The organism is Ahrensia marina (assembly GCF_042140245.1).
Taxonomy (GTDB): domain Bacteria; phylum Pseudomonadota; class Alphaproteobacteria; order Rhizobiales; family MH13; genus MH13.
Genome location: NZ_CP159483.1, coordinates 3,393,766 through 3,414,090, shown reverse-complemented (window position 1 = coordinate 3,414,090; position 20,325 = coordinate 3,393,766). Strand labels below are relative to the sequence as shown.

Here is a 20,325-nt window from a genome sequence, read left to right as displayed (position 1 = left end):
GGGAGGCCATGAAACTCAAAAACCATAAGCAATGGGTTGATTAGCGGACGCTAAATGATCATGGGCACTGATATAGAAACGGTTATCAGGCCAGCAAGGTCTGTTAGCTGCTGATTGGCGCCCAGAACATCGCCTGTCTGTCCTCCCAGGTGCTTTCGTGCAGCTCGTGCGATTAACCAAGTCAGTCCAGTCATCACGGCCAACAGGCTAATGAGCATCCCCAAAGCAATCCAAAGGCCCGCGCCGAGCCACAAGGCTGGGCCGGCAACACAAGTGGATAGGCCAAGCGCCGTGAGAGCTGCTTTCCGTGATGGTTTGCCAAGCCGTGCTGAGGCACCATCGGGTCGTGCATGATCAAGCGTACTGGCCAAGCCCATGGTGGCTGCTCGGCTAAGTGTTTGGGTGGCGATAAGCGCTGCCAACGCAAGCAAAGGACTTGCGGCAACCAGGGTCGCCAACGTAAGAACCCGCCCGCCAACGCTGAGGATCAGCGCCAACACGCCATAAGTGCCGATAGCGGAGTCGCGCATGATGGCCAGCTTGCGCTCACGTGTGCGACCGCCGCCGATCCCGTCGGCGCAATCGGCAAGGCCATCCTCATGCAGAGCGCCAGTGGCGAGGATCATGGCAGTGGTGCCAAGCAGTGCCGACAGAAACGCTTCTATGCCGAGTATCAACGACAAGGCTGTCACCACGCCTCCGATGCCACCGACAATCACACCGCAAGCTGCAAAAGCGGGTGCAAACCCATCGGCCGACACGATCGGATCATCGTTCTCGCGCGGCAAGACGGGCAAGGGCAGGCGGGTGGCGAACCGCAAGGTCCGATAAAAGTCGAACAGAAAGGTCGTCAAAAACGTCATGGCGCACCGGTACGCATCCGCGCACGTGACGACAAGGCCAATTGAACCGCAATCCAACGCGCGCTATTGCGCCACCACGTTTTCAACCGTGTGAGGACTCACCAACGTGCCCACTGCGACCGGCCTACCTTTCGACGATATCCGCGCCCTGTTTGAGCGCTTGACCCAACCTGATTTGGAAGCGCGCGGGCGCGCAGCGCTACGCAATGCCAATCTGCTTAAGCCCACCGGTTCGTTGGGCGAGTTGGAGGATATCGCGCTGTTCCTTGCTGGCTGGCAGGGCGTTGAGAAGCCACAGATTACACGACCTATCGTGGCGCTTTTTGCTGGCAACCATGGCGTCCACGCCCAGGGAATCTCCCGCTGGCCAATGGAAATCACCCAAACCATGGTCGACATGTTCATGCAGGGTGGGGCGGCAATCAATCAGCTCTGCGCTTTGCACGGCCTCGGCCTGAAAGTCTTCGACTTGGCGCTCGATATGCCGGTGAACGACTTCACTGAAGAACCTGCGATGGATGAGAAAGGCTGCGCGGCGACCATAGCCTTTGGCATGGAGGCCATTGCCGGTGGTGTGGACCTGGTCTGTTTGGGCGAGATGGGGATCGGGAACACAACAGCCGCCTCAGCCATTTACGCTGCGCTCTATGGTGGCGATGTTGAAGACTGGGTTGGTGACGGCGCTGGCGCTGACGATGACCAGCGGGCTCGCAAGGTCGCAGCCATCACAAAAGGCTTGGCATTGCACGCGCCCAGCCTTAATGACCCGCTGGAGATTTTGCGCTGCTTTGGCGGTCGCGAGATTGCCGCCATGGTTGGCACGATTATCTCAGCGCGCGCTGAGCGTGTGCCGGTTGTGATCGATGGGTTTGTGGTCAGCAGCGCCGCTGCCGTGCTTCACAAGATCGATCCAGCATTGCTCGATCATTGCCTGTTTGCCCATGTATCAGCTGAGCAGGCCCATCAAAAAGCGTTGGATGCGATGGGCCAGAAGGCGCTGCTCAATCTCGGCATGCGGTTGGGCGAGGGCACGGGTGCTGCCCTGGCAGCGATGCTGGTGAAGTCAGCAGCATCCACTCATTCGGGTATGGCAACATTTGCCGATATTGGTTTGCCTGAAGTGACGAGCTTGCCTGCCGAGCAGGAAAGCTGACCCGGCGGGCGCTGCCCAGGCGATCAAAGAAGCTACGCTGCGCGCTCTGATGCCATGGCAGGCATGGCCTGCATCACACGGTCGGCTGGGAATATCGCCCGCACCAATGTGCCTTCGCGCAGCTTTGAGTGCAGCTCAAAGCGCCCGCCATGGGTTTTCATCAGCGCCTGAACGATGGGCAAACCAAGGCCGGTGCCCTGTTCGGCATGCTTGATCGCGATCGAGCCCTGGCCGAAGGAGGAAAGAACCACTGGAATTTCATCTTCGGGGATGCCGGGGCCGGTGTCGCGCACCTCAATCATCTGACCGCCATCCTGCGTTGCGGCCACACGCACCGTGACCTCGCCATTGAGCGGCGTAAACTTGATGGCGTTGGACAGAAGGTTCAGCGTGATCTGCCGCACGGCACGTTCATCAGCCCAGAGTTTCGGCATGCCCTCTTGGTAGTCCTCATGGACGGTGATGCTTTTGCCTTTTGCCTTCATCGCCAAAAGATGTGCTGCCTCTTCCACAGTGTAGGCGACCTGCACGGCCTCTTCGCTCAGTTCATGACGGCCGGCTTCGATACGCGAAAGATCGAGAATCTCGTTGATCAGGTTGAGAAGGTGCGCACCGGACTCGTGAATATCATTGGAGTATTCGCGGTACTGATCATTCGGCAGCGGGCCAAGCACTTCACCTTTCAGCACTTCGGAAAAGCCCAAAATCGCATTGAGCGGTGTGCGCAGTTCGTGGCTCATCGTCGCCAAGAAGCGTGACTTGGCAAGGTTGGCTTCGTCGGCGCGGCGGCGGGCTTCTTCGGCAATACCGCGCTGTTGTTCCAGCTCGGCGATCATGTCGTCTTTCTGTGCGCGTGCTTCCAGCAACGCCAGCGTGGTGCGATGCATCTGCTGGGCGATGATCAGGAAGAACAACTGCACGCCCAAAGCACCGAATGCCATGATGATGCTGATCGCATCGCCACGAACACCAAGGGAGACGGCGTAGCAGACGGCGATGGGCGTTGTCGCGCAGGCAGCAGTGATCGGCAAATGATGGTTCAGCATCGCTGATGTGGCAATAACCACAACCAGAATGGAGAACATCAGCGGGTCCATATTACCCAGTTCAGGCGGCAAGCCCACAATGTAGAGGCTGATCGGCAACAGGCCCCAAACCACACCACGCACAGTTTCGGCGATGGAGAAGTGGCGCACCCATCGCACCGGATCGAGCGTATCAAGATCGGCGCGTGCAACCTTCTTGGCCATCAGCGCGACAAAAAGCTGAACAGAGATGATGGCAACAGACCAGGCGCCCGCCATGATGGTGGGCATGACGAAGAATGCGGCCACACACACGGCCACCACAAAGGCCAGTTGGAACGCAAAACCACCCAAATGATTGCCAGCAAACAGAGCAACGATCTGCTGCTCATAGGTGAGCGTTTGCCCGGTTGCTGAGTTCAGCCGTTCTCGCACACCACGCACGGCGGTGCGTGTGTCACGCCGACGATCCGCCCGCGCGCGGCTCTGCGCGAGACTGGAAACACCGGTGGCTTGCAAGCGTGTCGACATCGGGCCTTGAATGCTGTGAAAAGCTGGCGTGCAGCGTACAGCCCAAAGTCTGCCAAAAGAGTGAACAGAGCCTTGCCCAACACGGTTAATCGATCATGAAAGCGCAGCCGAGAGCCCCAGAAAAGCTGGCGACTGTCATGCAAAAGGCGCGGGCCTGTCGCATCTGCCGCGATGAACCCGCGCATCTGCCTGCGTTACCCCATGAACCGCGGCCAGTCTTTCAGCTTTCCGCAAGGGCAAGAATCCTGCTGGCCGGGCAAGCGCCGGGCGCCCGCGTCCATGCGTCAGGCAGGCTGTTCACTGACCCCTCTGGAGACCGTTTGCGCAGTTGGTTGGGGGTTAATGAAGAGGTTTTCTACAACGCAGATGAGCTGGCCATTGTGCCGATGGGCTTTTGTTTTCCTGGTTATGATGCCAAGGGCAGCGACCTGCCGCCGCGTCGTGAATGCAAGCAAACCTGGCATGATGACCTGTTCGCCGGCCGAGCCAGCTTTGACCTGATCCTGGTGATTGGGCGCTACGCCCGTGACTATCACCTGCCAGAAAAGAAGCGCGAAAATCTCACTGTGACCATCCAGGCGCAGTCTGAAAATCTGGAGCAGACCAGGCAAGCGCCAACCATCGTTCTGCCGCACCCATCCTGGCGCAACACTGCTTGGTTGAAGCGCAACCCGTGGTTTGAAACAGACCTGGTGCCGATTATTCAGACGCGCATCGCGTCCGCGTTGGAAAATCCAACCCCTGCATAGCCATTGCGGAAAGGGGGTGCTAAACGCAGATATATGCAATAAATCACCTCATTCATGGATTTCATAAAATGAGTTTGCCTGATTTGACGTTCGATGTGATCGACCGCCGCATTCTTGCTGCCTTGCAGGACGATGCGACGCTTTCCATGAACGAAATCGCTGCACGTGTGGGCCTGTCGGCAACGCCCTGCTGGCGGCGTATTCAAAAACTGGAAGAAGCCGGCATCATCACCAAGCGCGTTGCCTTGCTCCACGGGCCGTCGATTGCCGCTGGCGTATCGGTCTTTGTTTCGGTGCGCACCAACCAGCACACCGACGAGTGGCTGAAACGGTTCGCTGAGGTGGTGAGCGCCATGCCTGAAGTGGTCGAGTTTTATCGCCTCTCCGGTGACATCGATTATCTTTTGAAGGTCGTCGTTCCCGACATCGCAGCTTACGATGCGTTCTATAAAAAGCTGGTCTCCAAGATTGACCTTTCGGATGTCTCCTCATCTTTTGCGATGGAAGAGATCAAGTACACCACGGCCCTGCCACTCGATTACATGAAGGTCGACAAGCGCCCTGCCACCAGCGTGTAAGGTTGGGGATGCTATCAACCGCTGGGCGCTATCTGGCCAAAGGCTGAGACGGCATTCCGGGCTTGGCTGAACCGATCCAGCACATCATCGCGCAGGGGTTGGGGAGAGAGTATCTCTCCCACTTGGGGCAGTGAGATGCTGAGGCCCATCCCATGAGCGGCCAGTGCTGCCGTGCCCAGAGCCGTTCGTTCTGCTTCGTCTGATCGCCGTGTTTGGCGACCCAAAACATCTGTCAGAAACTGGCAGAAATAGGGGTTGGCCGTCATGCCGCCGTCAATCGCGATTGGCCCCGACAGCTTGGTCGCTGTGTCCATGGCGGCAATCACCTCACCAGCGCGCAGGGCCACCCCTTCCAGCAATGCTTGCATCATGTCAGCCGGTTCGGTGTCCAAGCCCAGTCCCAACCAGGCACCTCGGGCCGATCTGTCCCAATGGGGGCAGGCAAGCCCAGCCAGGGCAGGAACAAAGGCCAGTCCGCGTTCAATGGCCCGTCCTTCAAACTGCTCAATCTGGCTATAGCTATCGAACAGCCCCAGACCGCGTGCCCAGTTCACCGCTGAGGCTGCTGCGTACACACCACCATCCAAAGCGTAGACAGAGGCTGCCCCTTCAAGCTGCCATCCCATTGTTGGCAGCACGCCTTGGGTACGCACCAATGGGCCGGTAACGGCCAAGGCGAATGCGCCGGTTCCAAACGTTATCTTGGCCTGGCCGGGCGCGTGCCCACCATGGCCATAAAGCGCTGCCTGCTGGTCCGTCACACTGGCGCACAGGGGAAGATCATATGTTTCTCCCAGCATCCCAGTTGTCGGTGTGATGCGCGGCAAGCATTCCATCGGGACACCGAAAAGCGCGCACAGATCTACGTCCCAGGTGCAGCAGTCTATGGCCATCAGTGATGTGCGAGACGCAGTTGTAACATCTGTCTCGAAGCGTCCTGTCAGCCTGTCACGAAACCAAGCGTCCGTCGTGCCCAAGCGAAGATGACCGTTGGCTGCAAGCTTTTGCGCTTCGGGTACATTGGCGAGAATCCACGCCAGCTTGGTTGCCGAAAAATAGGGATCAAGCGGAAGGCCTGCCCGATGAAGGACCATGTCGGCCATGCCATCGGCAGCCAGTTTGGCTGTGACATCACTGGTGCGCATGTCCTGCCAAACGATCACCGGACCAACAGGCGCGCCGGTTCGCGCATCCCATCCCAGGCAACTCTCGCCTTGATTGGCCAAACCAACAGCGACGGCTCCAGCATCGGCCCCAGCCTGGATGCAGGCTTCTATGTTGGTCAGCAATTCAAGCGGATCATGTTCCACCCATCCAGCCTGTGGGTAGTGCTGTTTGTGCGGCAGACCGAGCAAAGGCGTCACCTCGCCATCCTCGCTCACCATCAGCGCCCGAGTGCTGGTGGTGCCTTGATCAATGGCTAGGATCATGGGTCGCCTTTCACACGAAGCTGAACATGTGGTTCTGTTCCATAGCCGGGAAGCGGTAGCAGGATGCGCCGCTCTGGCCGGGTGCGCAAATGCTTGCTGGCGACCACCGCGCCTTTTGCCAGGAGATTCAACCTGCCATCCACAGGCTGGCCAACCCGCAACTGCAATGCCTCCAGCCCGAGTTTTGGCCGTGACTTTAATGCAGGTGCAACCCGTTGCGGAACATGGGCTGAGATCGGGCCAGACAAGACGATGCGCTCGCCCATCTCAGAGGGCAGTTCTCCTGCTAGGTGAGAGTGGATGGCGCGTGCAACAGAGCGACCCTCAGACCAACTCCACCCTGCAGTCTCAACAGCCCTGAGCAAATTGCCTGCAGCAAAGTAGCCTGCCAGAGTGCAACGCCCATACTGGTCAATCTCCGGTCCGCCTGTTCCCGGGTCGCGCTGGATCTCACTGCCCGCCAAGAGCGGTGTATCCGGCTGGAAGCGCCCGGTGACTATCAGGCCATCGGCTTGCAGTCTTTCGCCGGTGGTCAGGTGAACGGCGGTGACATGGTCCAAGCCGTCAACATGAGAGATATTTGTATTGGTGAGCAATCGAATGCCCTGCGCGCGCGGAAACAAAGCGGTTGGCCAGCGCGCGGTAACTTGGCGACCAGGTTCAATCATCGCGACAGGTCGAATGCCGGCCAGTCTGCAGGACATAAGTGCCGAGAAGGCAACCAGTTCAGTGCCAAGAATGACAGGGCGCTGAAACGGTTTTTGACCTGCTTCCAAAATCAGTTGCAGGGCGCCGGTGGACATCACCCCTTGCGGCTTGGTGCCACCGATTAGTCTCTCAGCGCGTGTCGTTTCGCGTGCTCCGGTCGCCAACAAGACGGCGCGGGCATTAAGTGTGGAGGGCCCGGCATGGGAGGTAACGTCAAGTGTTGGACCTGGCCGCAGCCGGGTGACATTGACGCCGGTGTAGATTGTTGCGCCTGCTGATATCGCTCTGCGCACCAGTGCTTTGGCATAGCGTGGCCCATTCATCAGGCGGCGAAACTCGCGCAAGCCATAGGGCGAGTGACTACAATGGCGCGGTACGCCGCCCGCCTCGGCCTCACGGTCAAGCACAACCACATGCTCCACACCGAGCTTGGCAAGCGTGGCAGCCGCTGAAAGGCCAGCCGGGCCGGCCCCGATGATGATGACATCAGCTTGGGCTGGTAGGACAGGTGTCATGTGTCTTCAGCTTGGGTCATTGGCTGCGTTAAACGGCCCTTGGTCAGCTCCGCCAAAGCACCGGCGCAATAATAGCCTTGGCAGCGTCCCATCGTGACCCTGGTTCGCCGTTTCAGACCGGCCAAAGACTGGGCAGGCAAGGGGCCGTTGAGGGCAGCAAGAACCTCCCGTTGGGTGACCATTTCGCAGTGGCAGAGCACACCGCCATGGCCGGAGCTCTGCCAATCACGCTGCCTTGTTTCTGCAATGTTGGGCACGGTCGGCCAGACGGGTTCTGGTGCCTGCCATTGCTCATCCCACGATGCGCGAACATGCTGCGCGATCCCCAGCGCCGCCGATAGTCCGGTGGAGCGAATGCCGCCTACCGTCACCATCCGCTCAGGGTGCACGTTGATCCTGTAGTGCTTCTCTTCGGTGGCAGGTCGCAGTCCCGCATAAAGCGCTGTGATGCTGTGATCCTTCAACGCTGGGAGGATTTCTTCGCCGCGCGCTTTCAGAGCTTCCAGAACCGGTTGGTCAAGGCTCGCGTCGGTGCGGCTCTCTTGCTCTTCAGCCGTTGGGCCGACCAGGAGATTGCCCCATATTGTTCGGCAGACAACGATACCTTTGGTGACCTTGGTCGGCACAGGTAGCAGGATGTGGCTTGCCAAGTTGAAGGCGGGCTTGTCGTAAACGACGAACTGACCTTTGCGCGGCTTGATGGAAAAATCGCTCCGGCCGAGCAACATGTGATCGACCTGATCGCCGTAAAGGCCAGCCGCGTTGACTACCCCGTCAGCTACCACGGGGCCGTGACTGGTTTCCAGGTCCCAGGTTGCTCCATTGAAGTGACCGCTTGTGACCTCACAATCACGAAGAACAGTGGCACCATGGCTGATGGCCTGGGTCAAATAGGCCAGCGGTGCTGCCCAGGGGTCGATCAGATACTCACGGGGAACGCGAAACGCCGCGCGGGCCTGTTGACCAAGCTCAGGTTCCAAAGCACGCAATGCCGATGACTCGAGCGGTTCAACATCGCAGACGCCATTGGCCCGGGCTTGCTCCATCAAACCTGGCAGAGCCGCCTCTTCATCCTCAGTCCACGCGATAACCAGTGCGCCCGACGTCAGCAGCGGCAAGTTCAATCGATCATGGATCTCTAGATATTCAGCGTGCCCAGCGGCGATAAGTTCAGCCTCCAGCGATCCCACTGGCGCATCAAATCCCGTGTGCAGGATGGCCGAGTTGCCCTTGGAAGCGCCATCCAAAATGTCATGGGCCTTCTCCAGAACCACCACCCGCGCGCCATCCATCGCAAATCTGCGGGCAAGCGCGCACCCCACGACGCCCGCACCGATGACCGCGATGTCGAAGGCCCCGGTGGTCGGGTGAGTGGTGGGCAACGGTGAGGCTCCAGCGAATGGGGGATGCACAAGACGCTGGCATACGATGCCCGATCAGTCAATTATGCTTGGTGAAATTGCCCGAATGGCTATTATTTGGGCAGTGTCGTGTTGACACAGTCATTTTGACTGGGCTTAGCTGACGTTACGAAGAGGGCCCGGGTTTGAAGCCAAAAGACCGTCAGCGCAAAATCATTGAGCTTGTCGACCGCCAGGGCGAGGCCAGCGTGGACGATCTTGTCGCTCTTTTTGATGTATCAGCCGAAACAATCCGCCGAGACCTATCGCAGCTGGCTGAAGCCGGCGCGTTGCAAAAAGTGCATGGCGCGGCGCGGCGCATGCGGTTTTTGGGCGAAGGAAGTTTTGCCGAGCGCATCGAAGACCAAGCAAGCGCCAAGGCTGAAATCGCCGCCAAGCTGGTGCCGATGGTTCAACCCGGTGAGACGCTCTTTATGGACACTGGATCAACAACACTCGCCGCAGCTTCGGCTCTGTCAGCGGTGCCGGACCTAACGACAGTGACCAATTCCGTTCATATCGCTCAAGCGATGAGCGACAGCGAGGTGTTGCTGCTCGGTGGTCGTTTCCGAAACGACAATGCCCAGACAGTTGGGCCAGAAACCGTTGGACAAATCGCTCAGTTTCGCGCCGATGCAGCCGTGTTGACCGTGACCGCCATTGACCAAGTTGGGGGCGCGATGGATGCTGACCTGGAAGAAGCACATGTTGCTCGTGCCATGCGCACCCATGCGCGTCGCTGCATTGTTCTTGCCCATGGTGCAAAGTTCGGCAGATCAGCGGCGCATCGGGTTTGCCTGCTCGAGGCGATTGATGTGCTGGTCTGCGACGTGCCGCCTGAGCCCTCTCTTATGGCCGCATTGACCGAATCGGGAGTGACGGTGTGCTGAGTAAGATATGGGCGGTGTGACGTGATGCGAGCCTATGTGCGAGCGATGGACAAGCTGGCCGATTGGGTCGGCATCGTCGCCATGTATTTGATTTTCTTGATGATCGCGATCCTGCTTCTGGATGCCGTCACCCGCAATGTCATCGATATCCCGCTGCATTGGTGCATTGAGGCGGCACAGTTCACGCTGGCGGCCTACTATTTCATGGGTGGCGCGCTCACCTTGAAAGACAATGACCATGTGCGGATGGACCTTTTCTATGAGCGCCTGAGCGAAACAGGAAAAGCCAAGATGGACCTGATAACCGTGGTCTGTCTGCTGTTCTATCTCAGCGTGCTGCTGTTTGGTTCTATCTCCTCGCTGACCTACGCCATTGAGACAGGCGAGCGCAGGTTCAGCATGTGGAACCCATCCATGATCCCAATCAAAGCGCTGATGACGGCGTGCACCGTGCTCATGCTGGGGCAGGCCTTCGCCCTCATCATCAAGTACTGGTACGCCGCCAAAGGGGAGCCCATCTCATGAGCTATGAGATGATTGCGCTCTTAATGTTCGCCTCCATGATGGTCCTGTTGTTGACCGGTCAGCGGGTGTTTGCTGCCATTGGGTTCGTCGCCAGCGGCATGGTGTTGATGCTTTATGGCACCGGCGGGGTGGAAATCCCGTTCAGCCAGGCGTTCAAGCTGTTCAACTGGTTTCCCATGCTCACGCTGCCCCTGTTTATTTACATGGGCTATATTCTCAGCGAGAGCGGCATTGCCGAAGACCTCTATCGGATGCTGCACGTCTGGTTCGGCAGAGTGCGTGGCGGCTTGGCGATTGGCACCATTTTGCTGATGGTGATCATCTCAGCGATGAACGGTCTGAGCGTCGCGGGCATGGCCATCGGTGCAACCATTGCCCTACCAGAGATGCTGCGTCGTGGGTACGACAAGGTGCTCATCACCGGGGTGGTTCAGGGTGGGTCGTCCCTGGGCATTCTTGTGCCGCCGTCGGTCGTCATGGTGCTTTACGGCATGATCGCGCGCCAACCGGTGAGCCAGTTGTGGTTGGCCGGCGTGCTGCCTGGCCTGCTGATGGCAACGATGTTCGTCATCTATATCTGGGCGCGGTGCCGGGTGAACCCTAAGCTTGCCCCACTGGTCTCTGATGAAGATCTGGAGATGCCACTGGGTGAAAAGCTTGCGCTCCTGCGCGCAGGCATCATTCCTTTCCTGATCTTCTTCACCATGACGGGCCTCTTCGTCATGGGCGTTACGAGCCTGGTGGAAAGCTCTGCAGTCGGCGCCACCAGCGCCACCCTGGCAGCCGCCTGGAAGCGGCGACTAAGCTTCAAAATGATCCACGCGACTGCTCGCAAGACCCTGGGCATCTCGTGCATGTTCCTGTGGCTGATCCTTGCAGCGCTTGCTTTTGGTGCGGTGTTTGATGGGATCGGGGCTGTTCGCGCCATTGAAACGCTGTTCATCACCCGCTGGGAGCTGACCCCGTGGCAGGTGATCATCATGATGCAGCTCAGCTTCATTGTGATGGGCATGTTTTTGGACGACACCGCGATGCTGGTCATCGTCGCCCCGCTCTACGTGCCATTGGTCAGGCTTTTGGATCTGGGTTTTGAAAACCAGTTGATCTGGTTCGGTGTGCTCTACACCATGACCTGCCAGATCGCGTATATCACACCGCCCTTTGGCTACAATCTGTTTCTCATGCGGGCCATGGCGCCCAAAGAAATCAACCTCATCGATATCTACCGCTCCATTTGGCCGTTCGTCATCATGATGGCGACGACAATCGCGCTGGTGATGATCTTTCCGCAAATTGCCCTATGGCTGCCAGAGTATGTGCGCGGCCGTTAGACCCCAAGGCCCGATAAGAGGCCAAACTCCAACCAAGTAGAGGAGAATGAAAATGACCGAAAAGATACTCAGTCCCAGTGAGAAGATACTCACGTCACGGCGTAAATTTCTAACGGCTGGCGCCGTCGGCGGCGTTGCCACGTTGGCAGCACCGGCCATCGTCAAAGCGCAGGCTCCCATTCGCTGGCGTTTGCAAACCTATTCCGGCGCACCGCTTGGTGCCCACGTTATCAAGCCACAGGTCGATGCATTTAACGCCGCTGCCAATGGTGAGATGGAAATCGAGCTCTACTACGCTGACCAGTTGGTCCCGACCGGCGAACTGTTCCGCGCCATGCAGAACGGCACCATCGATGCGGTGCAATCGGACGATGCAACGATGGCTTCGCCTGTCGATATCTCTGTGTTTGGCGGCTACTTCCCGTTTGCCACGCGTTATGCCCTCGATGTGCCCGCGCTCTTTGCTTACTACGGTCTCAATGAGATCTGGGCTGAGGCATACGGTGAAGTTGAGAACGTAACGTGGCTCTCCTCAGGTGCTTGGGATCCGCTGCACGTCTTCACCAAAGACCCAATCCGCAGCCTGGCCGATATGCGCGGCAAGCGCGTGTTCGGCGTGCCAACCGCTGGTCGGTTCCTCTCGCAGTACGGCCTGATCCCGGTCACCGTGCCATGGGATGATGTGGAAGTTGCGCTGCAAACTGGCGAGCTTGACGGGGTTGCCTGGTGCGGCTTTACCGAAGCCTATGAGGTGGGTTGGGCTGACCTTTGCAACTACGCTTTGACCAACTCGATGACAGGTGCGTGGTTCGGTAGCTACTTTGCCAACACCGAAAGCTGGAACGCTGTTCCTGCGCATCTTCAGCAGCTCTATCGCAGCACCATCGATCAATCGCACTATTACCGCGCTCAGTGGTACTGGGGCGGCGAAGCGCAGCTTCGTGTCGAAGGCGAGAAGATGGAATTGACCTCGCTGCCTGATGACGAGTGGGCACAAGTCAACGCCGACGCTCAGGTTTTCTGGGATGAGATCGCCGCATCCTCGCCGCGCGCCGGCAAAGTTGTTGATGCCTTCAAAGCCTATGCGGCCACGATGGAAGCGGCGGGTTACCCCTACCGCTAAGTCAGCTATAACACGACAAAAGCGAGGGCCTTCCGGCCCTCGCAACGCGTTCTAACGTGACGAAAGATAAAGCCATTGCCCGCAAATCTGACGTTTGAAGCCCTTAAAGCAGCCGTCGAGACAGGCGAAATTGATACGGTCCTCACCTGTATCGTGGACATGCAGGGGCGCCTGATGGGCAAGCGTTTTCACGCAGCGCATTTCGTTAATGGTGGCCATGAAGAAACCCACGGATGCGATTATCTGCTGGCCACAGATATGGAGATGAACACCGTACCGGGCTACACATCTGCCTCCTGGGAGGCCGGGTATGGCGACTATGTTCACAAACCTGACCTAAGCACGTTACGCCGCGTGCCTTGGCTTCCAGCCACCGCGATGGTGATGTGCGATGTGCTCGACCACCATACGCATCAGGAGGTTCCGGTCGCACCGCGAACTGTCCTGAAACGCCAAATCGCACGTGCCAAAGCGATGGGCCTGACGCCCATGATGGCCACTGAGCTGGAGTTCTTTCTGTTCGAGCAGGCTTTTGATGCGCTGAGCGATCAGGGCTACCGCGATCTGCAAACCCTTGGGCGCTACAACATCGATTACGCCATCATGGGAACCACCAAGGAAGAAGCTGTGATGCGCGATCTGCGCAACGGGCTCTATGGGGCAGGCATCCCGGTGGAAAACTCTAAGGGCGAGGCCGAAACCGGCCAAGAAGAAATCAACATCAAATATTCTGATGCGCTCGACACCGCTGACATGCACACGATCACCAAGAATGCGACCAAAGAGATCGCTTTTGCGCACAATCGCTCGGTGACGTTCATGGCCAAATACGCGACGGACCGTGCTGGCAGTTCCAGCCATGTGCATCAATCGCTCTGGCAAGGTGAGATGCCAGCGTTTTACGACCCTGATGGCCCTCACGGGATGAGCGCCATGATGCGTTCATATCTAGCCGGGCTTTTGGCCCACGCCTCAGACGTGACAGTGTTTTTAGCACCTTATGTGAACAGCTATAAGCGCTTCACTGAGGGCCTGTTTGCGCCCACTAAGGCCGTCTGGTCCACTGACAATCGTACAGCTGGGTTTCGTGTCTGCGGTGCTGGCACCAAGGCCGTTCGTGTGGAGTGCCGGATCGGTGGCGCGGATCTCAACCCCTACCTTGCTTTGGCCTCGCAACTAGCGGCAGGTTTGGATGGCATCGAAAAAGGGCTTGAGCTGGAAGCAGAAGCCTCTGGTGATGTCTACCAGGCGACCGAAGCGCGCGAGATTCCAAAAACCTTGCGTGAGGCCACCGAAGCGCTAAACGGATCAGCTATGTTGCGTGCGGCGTTCGGTGATGACGTTGTCGATCACTACGTCCACGCTGCCCGCTGGGAAATCAGTGAGAATGATCGGGTTGTGACCGATTGGGACATCAAACGCGGCTTCGAGCGCGCTTAAGCGAAGACACATGACCAACACCATCAAATGCATATCTCCCGTCGATGGGAGCATCGTGGCCGAACGATCTGCGCTCAGCCACGCCGACGCTGACGCGGCAGTTGCTCGCGCCAAAACTGCGCAAGCGGCCTGGGCAGAGCTGCCATTGGCCGAGCGAATGGCCATGGTGCGACAGTCGCTTACTGCCCTTAACGCCATGTCGGATCGTGCTGTCCAAGAACTGGCGTGGCAGATGGGCCGACCGGTGCGCTATGGCGGCGAATTTGGCGGCATGAATGAGCGCTCAGAGTATATGCTGGGCATCGCTAAGGATGCCTTAGCGCCTGAAATTGTTGAGGATAATGCCCAGTTCGACCGGCGGATCGAGCGCGCGCCACAAGGCGTGGTGTTTGTGATTGCGCCTTGGAACTACCCCTACATGACGGCGATGAACACCATCGTTCCAGCGCTGGTTGCTGGCAATGCGGTGATGCTGAAACATGCCAGCCAAACGCTTTTGGTCGGTGAGATGTTGGCGGAGGCTTTTGCCAATCTGCCAAAGGACGTGTTCCAGAATGTGGTTCTTGATCACGCAGGAACCGAGCGGCTGATTGCAGCACGTTCCTTTGGGTTCGTGAACTTCACCGGTTCGGTTGGCGGTGGTCGTGCCATCGAAAAGGCGGCCGCCGGCACGTTCACCGCCACGGGATTGGAGCTTGGCGGTAAGGACCCAGCCTATGTAATGGCCGATGCCGACATGGACTGGGCCGTCGATACGCTCATGGATGGTGCCATGTTCAACGCTGGCCAGTGCTGCTGCGGCATTGAGCGGATCTACGTCCACGAAAGCCTTTATGACACCTTTGTTGAAAAAGCCGTGACATGGGTGAACACCCTGAAGCTGGGCAATCCAACTGATCCGGAAACAACGCTCGGCCCGATGGCGCATCCGCGCTTTGCCAAAGTGGTGCGCGATCAGATCGCGGCTGCCATTGCCTCAGGGGCCAAGCCGTTGATCGATCCTGCGCACTTTCCTGCCGACGACGGTGGGGCCTACCTTGCCCCACAGGTCTTGGTGAACGTCGATCACACCATGGCCGTGATGCGCGAGGAAAGCTTTGGGCCGGTGGTTGGCATCATGCCAGTCAAGGATGATGAAGAGGCTTTGGCGCTCATGAATGATTGCGCCTATGGCCTCACCGCCAGCCTTTGGACAGCGGATCCAGAACGTGCGCTCGCCTTAGGACGAAGAATCGAGACAGGCACAGTGTTCCTCAACCGGGCCGACTATATCGACCCGGCGGTCTGCTGGACGGGTTGCAAAGACACCGGACGCGGCGGGGCCATGTCGGCCATCGGCTATGCCTCGGTCACGCGCCCGCGCAGCTACCACATGCGAAAGGTCAAGTCATGAGCATAACGGCCAATTGGTCCTATCCCACCGCGATCAAATTCGGGGCAGGGCGGATCACAGAGTTGCCGGACGCGTGCTCGCAGGCAGGGATAACCAAGCCTCTCTTGGTCACCGACCGTGGTTTGGCTGGCATGGAGATCACCACGCGCGCTTTGGATATTCTTCGAGCGGCTGGTTTGGGCGCAGCGATGTTTTCTGACGTCGATGCCAACCCCAATGAGGTGAATTTGGCCGCAGGGCTCGAAGCCTACAAGGCAGGTGTTCATGATGGCGTGGTCGCTTTTGGCGGCGGGTCCGGCCTTGATTTGGGTAAGATGGTTGCCTTCATGTCGGGGCAAACCAGGCCTTTGTGGGATTTTGAAGATGTTGGCGACTGGTGGACGCGCGCTGATCCTGATGGGATCGCGCCCATTGTGGCCGTGCCGACCACCGCCGGAACGGGTTCAGAAGTGGGCCGTGCTTCGGTCATCACCAACTCAGCAACCTATGTGAAGAAGATCATCTTCCATCCAAAGGTGCTGCCAACGGTGGTGATCTGTGATCCCGAGTTGACCGTCGGCATGCCAAAAATGATCACGGCAGGCACCGGCATGGATGCTTTCGCGCACTGCTTGGAGGCGTTTTCGTCACCGTTCTACCATCCCATGAGCCAAGGGATTGCTTTGGAAGGGATGCGGCTGGTCAATGAGAACCTGCCCAAAGCCTATCACGATGGCACTGATATCGAAGCACGAGCGCATATGATGAGCGCTGCAATGATGGGCGCGGTGGCCTTCCAAAAAGGTCTTGGCGCGATCCACGCGCTCAGCCACCCAGTCGGCGCGGTTTACGGGACCCACCACGGCACAACTAACGCCGTGGTGATGCCTGCTTGCCTAGCGTTCAACCGGTCTGCAGTGGAAGAACGGCTGGCTCAGGCGGCAGCCTATCTGGGCATATCCGGCGGTTGTGAAGGCTTTGTTGGCAGGGTCATGGAGTTGCGCCAGATGCTCGCCATCCCATCAGGCTTAGCGGCGCTTGGTGTCGAAGAGAGTCGATTGGACGAACTGACAGCCATGGCCATCGAAGATCCAAGCGTTGGCGGCAATCCTGTTGAGATGACGCTGGAAAACACCCGCGCGCTGTTCGACGCCGCCATGTGACTATGCGGCGGCGTCTGGCAGCGTGTGATCAGGTCAAGCGTTTAAGCAGACTTGAGGTGTCCCAGCGATCGCCGCCCATGCGTTGCACATCGGCATAAAACTGATCCACCAGCGCGGTAACGGGCAGAGAAGCGCCGTTGCGCTTGGCCTCATCGAGCAGAATGCCAAGGTCCTTGCGCATCCAGTCGACGGCAAAGCCGTGGTCGAACTGGTCTTCGCTCATCGTTTTCCAACGGTTTTCCATCTGCCAGCTTTGCGCTGCACCTTTGGAAATCACACCAATGACCGCCTCGACATCGAGGTCGGCTTTTTGTGCAAAAGCAATCGCCTCAGAAAGGCCCTGCACCAGACCGGCAATGCAGATCTGATTGACCATTTTTGTAAGCTGACCGGCGCCGACAGGGCCCATCAGGCCAACCTGTTTGGCGTAGCAATCGATGGCAGGTTTTGCCCGATCAAAGATGGCTTGGTCGCCGCCACACATCACCGTCAAAGCACCGTTTTCAGCGCCGGCTTGTCCACCAGAGATGGGGCCATCGATGAAATGAAAGCCAGCGGCTTGCGCTGCTGCACTGAGCTCACGGGCAACTTCGGCGGACGCTGTTGTATGATCAACGAAAATCGTGTCAGCGCTCATAGACTGGAAAGCCCCATCAGGCCCGGTGGTGACGCTGCGAAGATCATCATCATTGCCAACGCAGGCAAACACCATGTCGCAACCCTTAGCGGCTTCAGCGGGGGTTGGCGCCATCTCGCCACCATACTGATCAACCCACTTTTCAGCTTTGATATCGGTGCGGTTGTAAACTGTGACGTCGTGCCCGCCTTTTTCGGCAAGGTGCCCCGCCATCGGGTATCCCATGACGCCCAAACCCAAAAATGCAACTTTCGCCATCGTGACGCTCTCCTTCAAACATATGTTGAGGCAGGGCATAGGCCGCCGAGCAGGCCGTGACTAGTGGGCGAGCGCCAAATGACGGGTGAGGCGGCGCTCGACGCGGTCCCAAACGCGGCGCACCACTTCCACCGCGATCAGATAGAGAAGCGCAGCCCAAAAGAAGGCTTGGAAGTTGAAGGAGCGCGCATAAGCAAGGTTGGTCACGCCCATCAGATCGAGCACTGTGACGATGGAGGCGATGGCCGAGCCTTTGATCATCAGAATCAGCTCATTGCCGAGCGGGCGCAGCGCCACAATGTAGGCCTGAGGCAGGATGACTTTGAAAAAAGTCGGCCAACGGCGCATGCCAAGCGCCTGGGCAGCCTCGGCTTGGCCGGCAGGAAGCGACTGAATGGCCCCGCGCATGATTTCGGCCTGATAGGCAGCGGTATTGAGTGTGAAGGTAAGCGCGGCGACGTAGAAAGGCTCGCGGAAGAACCACCAAAGCCCAGCCGCCTCCAAGGCTTCGTTAAACTGTCCGGCCCCGTAGTAGAGCAGGAACAGCTGCGCCAGCAGCGGTGTGCCACGGAAAAACGTGATGTAAGCGCGTGCAGGCAGGGTCAACCACGCTCGGGTTGAAAGCCGCGCCAGAGCTACGGGCAGCGACAACACCGCACCGACGCTGACCGAGAGGAGCACCAGTTGGAAGGTGACAACAATGCCTTCCAAATAGCGGTCCCAATATCGATCGACGAGGCGCCAGTTAATGCTGGGAATGATCCAAGCAGCCAGGGCGACGATGATCGCAGCCAGCACCAGCTTGTCGAACAGGGCCTTGTCCAAGCCGAACGGACCTTTGGCAACGGGAGGTTTTTTAGGTGCCGTACGGCCGACCGCTGATGCGGTTGTGCTCACCGTTTGATCCGTCATCGCGCCGCAAACCCCCGGTTGGCGCGACGCTCAAGCGCATTGGTGCCAACCGTCGAGATAAGCGTGAACGCCAGATAGATGAGGCAAGCCACGAGGTAGAAAAAGAACGGCTCCTTGGTCACGCCGACAGCCACCTGTGTCTGCCTCAACAGATCGTTGAGCGCGATCACCGAAACAAGAGATGTGTCTTTGATGAGGACGAGCCAAAGGTTGCCAAGGCCAGGCAGCGCCAATCGCCAGAGTTGGGGCAAAGTGATCAGGGCGAATGTTTGGACAGCTGTTAAACCCAGTGAGCGTCCAGCCTCACCCTGACCTTTGGGAACAGAGCGGATAGCGCCTAGAAAAACCTCAGAGGAGAACGCGCCGAAAACGACACCCAAGGCCACCACACCGGCAGCAAAGCCGCTGATTTCAAACGAAGAACCAGGTGCCACCAATTGCACAATGCGGTTCGCAAGCAGCTGCACCATATTGTAGATGACAAACAGGGTCAGCAGTTCAGGCAGGCCCCTAAACACGGTTGTGTAGGTGTTGCCCAGCGCACGCAGATAGGTGTTGTCGGATTCTTTGGCGAGCGCGATCACTAAGCCCAGCAAAAGGCCAAAGGGCAGGGTGACCAGCGCAAGACGAATGGTGAGCCAGGCACCAGCGGCCAGCTCATCCCCCCATCCCTCGGCCCCCCAGGCCAACAGTCCCAAAAACTCACTCATGCACGCTCCTCTGCCATCCGCTGACTTCTAAGGCCGGTCAGTCTGGCAGATCACGCCGCGCACTTGGTTTGCGCGCGGCGTTTGTCTTCAACGGTCCGATCAGTAGACCGAGAACGGGAAATATTTTTCGCTGATTTCCTGATAGGTGCCGTTTTCAATCACAGCAGCGATGGCAGCGTTGAAGCGCTCACGCAGCTCATCATCGCCTTGGCGAACGGCAGCACCAACACCAAACCCAAAGTAAGCCGGATCGTTGTAGGCATCGCCCACGAATGTGCAGCACGAGCCGTCATCTGTTTCCATCCACTCGTAGAGCACGATGGAATCGGCGAGGATCAGATCAATGCGGCCAGCGGCCAGATCGAGATTGGCCTCATCTTGCGTTGGATAAAGGCGGATGTCCGACTCGCTGTAGACATCTTCCAGGAAGTTGGCGTGGATCGTGGCGGATTGCGCGCCGATGGTCATACCCGCCAGGGCTTCAGGCGATGTGTCGGTGATGTCAGAACCATCACGTACAGCGAAGCGGGCAGGGGTCTGATAGTATTTGTCGGAGAAGTCGACAATTTCCATGCGCTCTTCGGTGATCGACATGGAGGCCATAATGGCGTCGTAACGGTTGGCCAAAAGAGCAGGGATAATGCCGTCCCAATCCTGCGCGACGAATTCGCAGGTCACATCCATTTCTTCGCAAAGCGCAACCGCCAGATCGATTTCAAAACCGACCAGATTGCCATCACTGTCTGTGAAGTTGAACGGAGGGTAGGCCCCCTCGGTACCGATGCGCACAACATCCTGTGCGGCCACGGAGCTTGCACCGGCGATGACGCCGAGCGTGGTGATCGCCGCGATGGCGATGCGATTAAATCCTGTCATATGCAGTTTCCTAAATCGTTCCCTGGTGGCTCTTGCACTCCTTTTGTCATCATCATGCTCAAGGTTATGCAAGGCAGAAGCCAAAACACACCATTTGCGGCGGCGGTGCAATGGGACATGGCCTTGAAAGCGCCTC

General features: G+C 58.3%; 19 protein-coding genes. 10 read left to right on the top strand and 9 right to left on the bottom strand.

What is annotated here, in order from left to right:
* Positions 1 to 50 precede the first annotated feature (50 nt).
* Complete coding sequence (locus ABWH92_RS16515) at positions 51 to 863, bottom strand: adenosylcobinamide-GDP ribazoletransferase (RefSeq protein ID WP_375570233.1); 813 nt, start codon at positions 861 to 863, stop codon at positions 51 to 53.
* Between the two features lie 106 nt (positions 864 to 969).
* On the opposite strand from ABWH92_RS16515, the gene cobT reads away from it, so the two are divergent.
* On the top strand, positions 970 to 2,016 hold the full coding sequence (gene cobT, locus ABWH92_RS16510; protein WP_375570231.1) for a nicotinate-nucleotide--dimethylbenzimidazole phosphoribosyltransferase: 1,047 nt from the start codon (positions 970 to 972) through the stop codon (positions 2,014 to 2,016).
* A 32-nt stretch (positions 2,017 to 2,048) separates the two neighbouring features.
* Here the strand turns inward: cobT and ABWH92_RS16505 are convergent, their stop codons facing one another.
* Positions 2,049 to 3,572, bottom strand: coding sequence for a sensor histidine kinase (locus tag ABWH92_RS16505; RefSeq protein WP_375570230.1), 1,524 nt, complete (start codon positions 3,570 to 3,572; stop codon positions 2,049 to 2,051).
* 95 nt (positions 3,573 to 3,667) lie between these two features.
* Between ABWH92_RS16505 and ABWH92_RS16500 the strand changes: the two genes are divergently transcribed.
* The gene (locus ABWH92_RS16500; protein ID WP_375570228.1) at positions 3,668 to 4,321 is read left to right on the top strand and encodes a uracil-DNA glycosylase family protein; all 654 of its coding nucleotides are present in this window, start codon (positions 3,668 to 3,670) and stop codon (positions 4,319 to 4,321) included.
* 68 nt (positions 4,322 to 4,389) lie between these two features.
* A complete protein-coding gene (locus ABWH92_RS16495; protein WP_375570226.1) occupies positions 4,390 to 4,899 on the top strand; it encodes an Lrp/AsnC family transcriptional regulator in 510 nt (169 codons plus the stop codon).
* A gap of 14 nt (positions 4,900 to 4,913) precedes the next feature.
* On the opposite strand, the gene ABWH92_RS16490 is transcribed toward ABWH92_RS16495, so the two are convergent.
* From ABWH92_RS16490 to ABWH92_RS16480, 3 genes are read right to left on the bottom strand one after another with little or no spacing between them, the layout of a single operon-like run.
* Complete coding sequence (locus ABWH92_RS16490) at positions 4,914 to 6,329, bottom strand: FGGY family carbohydrate kinase (protein ID WP_375570224.1); 1,416 nt, start codon at positions 6,327 to 6,329, stop codon at positions 4,914 to 4,916.
* A complete protein-coding gene (locus ABWH92_RS16485) occupies positions 6,326 to 7,552 on the bottom strand; it encodes an NAD(P)/FAD-dependent oxidoreductase (RefSeq protein ID WP_375570223.1) in 1,227 nt (408 codons plus the stop codon). The genes ABWH92_RS16490 and ABWH92_RS16485 overlap by 4 nt, the downstream gene beginning before the upstream one ends.
* Positions 7,549 to 8,934: an NAD(P)/FAD-dependent oxidoreductase gene (locus ABWH92_RS16480; protein WP_375570221.1), complete on the bottom strand. Its 1,386-nt coding sequence runs from the start codon at positions 8,932 to 8,934 to the stop codon at positions 7,549 to 7,551. The genes ABWH92_RS16485 and ABWH92_RS16480 overlap by 4 nt, the downstream gene beginning before the upstream one ends.
* 164 nt (positions 8,935 to 9,098) lie before the next feature.
* On the opposite strand from ABWH92_RS16480, the gene ABWH92_RS16475 reads away from it, so the two are divergent.
* From ABWH92_RS16475 to ABWH92_RS16445, 7 genes are all read left to right on the top strand, one after another.
* Complete coding sequence (locus ABWH92_RS16475) at positions 9,099 to 9,842, top strand: DeoR/GlpR family DNA-binding transcription regulator (RefSeq protein WP_375570219.1); 744 nt, start codon at positions 9,099 to 9,101, stop codon at positions 9,840 to 9,842.
* Between the two features lie 24 nt (positions 9,843 to 9,866).
* On the top strand, positions 9,867 to 10,367 hold the full coding sequence (locus tag ABWH92_RS16470; protein ID WP_375574273.1) for a TRAP transporter small permease subunit: 501 nt from the start codon (positions 9,867 to 9,869) through the stop codon (positions 10,365 to 10,367).
* A complete protein-coding gene (locus tag ABWH92_RS16465; RefSeq protein WP_375570217.1) occupies positions 10,364 to 11,698 on the top strand; it encodes a TRAP transporter large permease subunit in 1,335 nt (444 codons plus the stop codon). Before ABWH92_RS16470 ends, ABWH92_RS16465 begins: the two co-directional genes overlap by 4 nt.
* A 52-nt stretch (positions 11,699 to 11,750) precedes the next feature.
* Entirely contained in the window at positions 11,751 to 12,821 is a 1,071-nt protein-coding gene (gene dctP / locus ABWH92_RS16460; RefSeq protein ID WP_375570215.1) for a TRAP transporter substrate-binding protein DctP, read from the top strand.
* Between the two features lie 75 nt (positions 12,822 to 12,896).
* On the top strand, positions 12,897 to 14,261 hold the full coding sequence (locus tag ABWH92_RS16455; protein WP_375570214.1) for a glutamine synthetase family protein: 1,365 nt from the start codon (positions 12,897 to 12,899) through the stop codon (positions 14,259 to 14,261).
* A gap of 10 nt (positions 14,262 to 14,271) precedes the next feature.
* Positions 14,272 to 15,654 carry an aldehyde dehydrogenase family protein gene (locus tag ABWH92_RS16450; protein ID WP_375570212.1) on the top strand — a complete coding sequence of 461 codons (1,383 nt, stop codon included), beginning with the start codon at positions 14,272 to 14,274 and terminating at the stop codon, positions 15,652 to 15,654.
* Positions 15,651 to 16,796: an iron-containing alcohol dehydrogenase gene (locus ABWH92_RS16445; protein WP_375570210.1), complete on the top strand. Its 1,146-nt coding sequence runs from the start codon at positions 15,651 to 15,653 to the stop codon at positions 16,794 to 16,796. Before ABWH92_RS16450 ends, ABWH92_RS16445 begins: the two co-directional genes overlap by 4 nt.
* Before the next feature lie 28 nt (positions 16,797 to 16,824).
* Here ABWH92_RS16445 and ABWH92_RS16440 read toward each other — a convergent pair whose 3' ends face one another.
* The 4 genes from ABWH92_RS16440 to ABWH92_RS16425 all read right to left on the bottom strand — a co-directional run bounded on the left by ABWH92_RS16440 (position 16,825) and on the right by ABWH92_RS16425 (position 20,189).
* On the bottom strand, positions 16,825 to 17,691 hold the full coding sequence (locus ABWH92_RS16440; RefSeq protein WP_375570209.1) for an NAD(P)-dependent oxidoreductase: 867 nt from the start codon (positions 17,689 to 17,691) through the stop codon (positions 16,825 to 16,827).
* A gap of 60 nt (positions 17,692 to 17,751) precedes the next feature.
* Positions 17,752 to 18,603, bottom strand: a complete 852-nt coding sequence (locus ABWH92_RS16435; RefSeq protein ID WP_375570207.1) for an ABC transporter permease — start codon at positions 18,601 to 18,603, stop codon at positions 17,752 to 17,754.
* Positions 18,600 to 19,313 (bottom strand): ABC transporter permease, encoded by a 714-nt coding sequence (locus ABWH92_RS16430; RefSeq protein ID WP_375570206.1) that lies wholly within the window; start codon positions 19,311 to 19,313, stop codon positions 18,600 to 18,602. The genes ABWH92_RS16435 and ABWH92_RS16430 overlap by 4 nt, the downstream gene beginning before the upstream one ends.
* A 99-nt stretch (positions 19,314 to 19,412) precedes the next feature.
* Entirely contained in the window at positions 19,413 to 20,189 is a 777-nt protein-coding gene (locus ABWH92_RS16425) for an ABC transporter substrate-binding protein (RefSeq protein ID WP_375570205.1), read from the bottom strand.
* Positions 20,190 to 20,325: the final 136 nt, after the last annotated feature.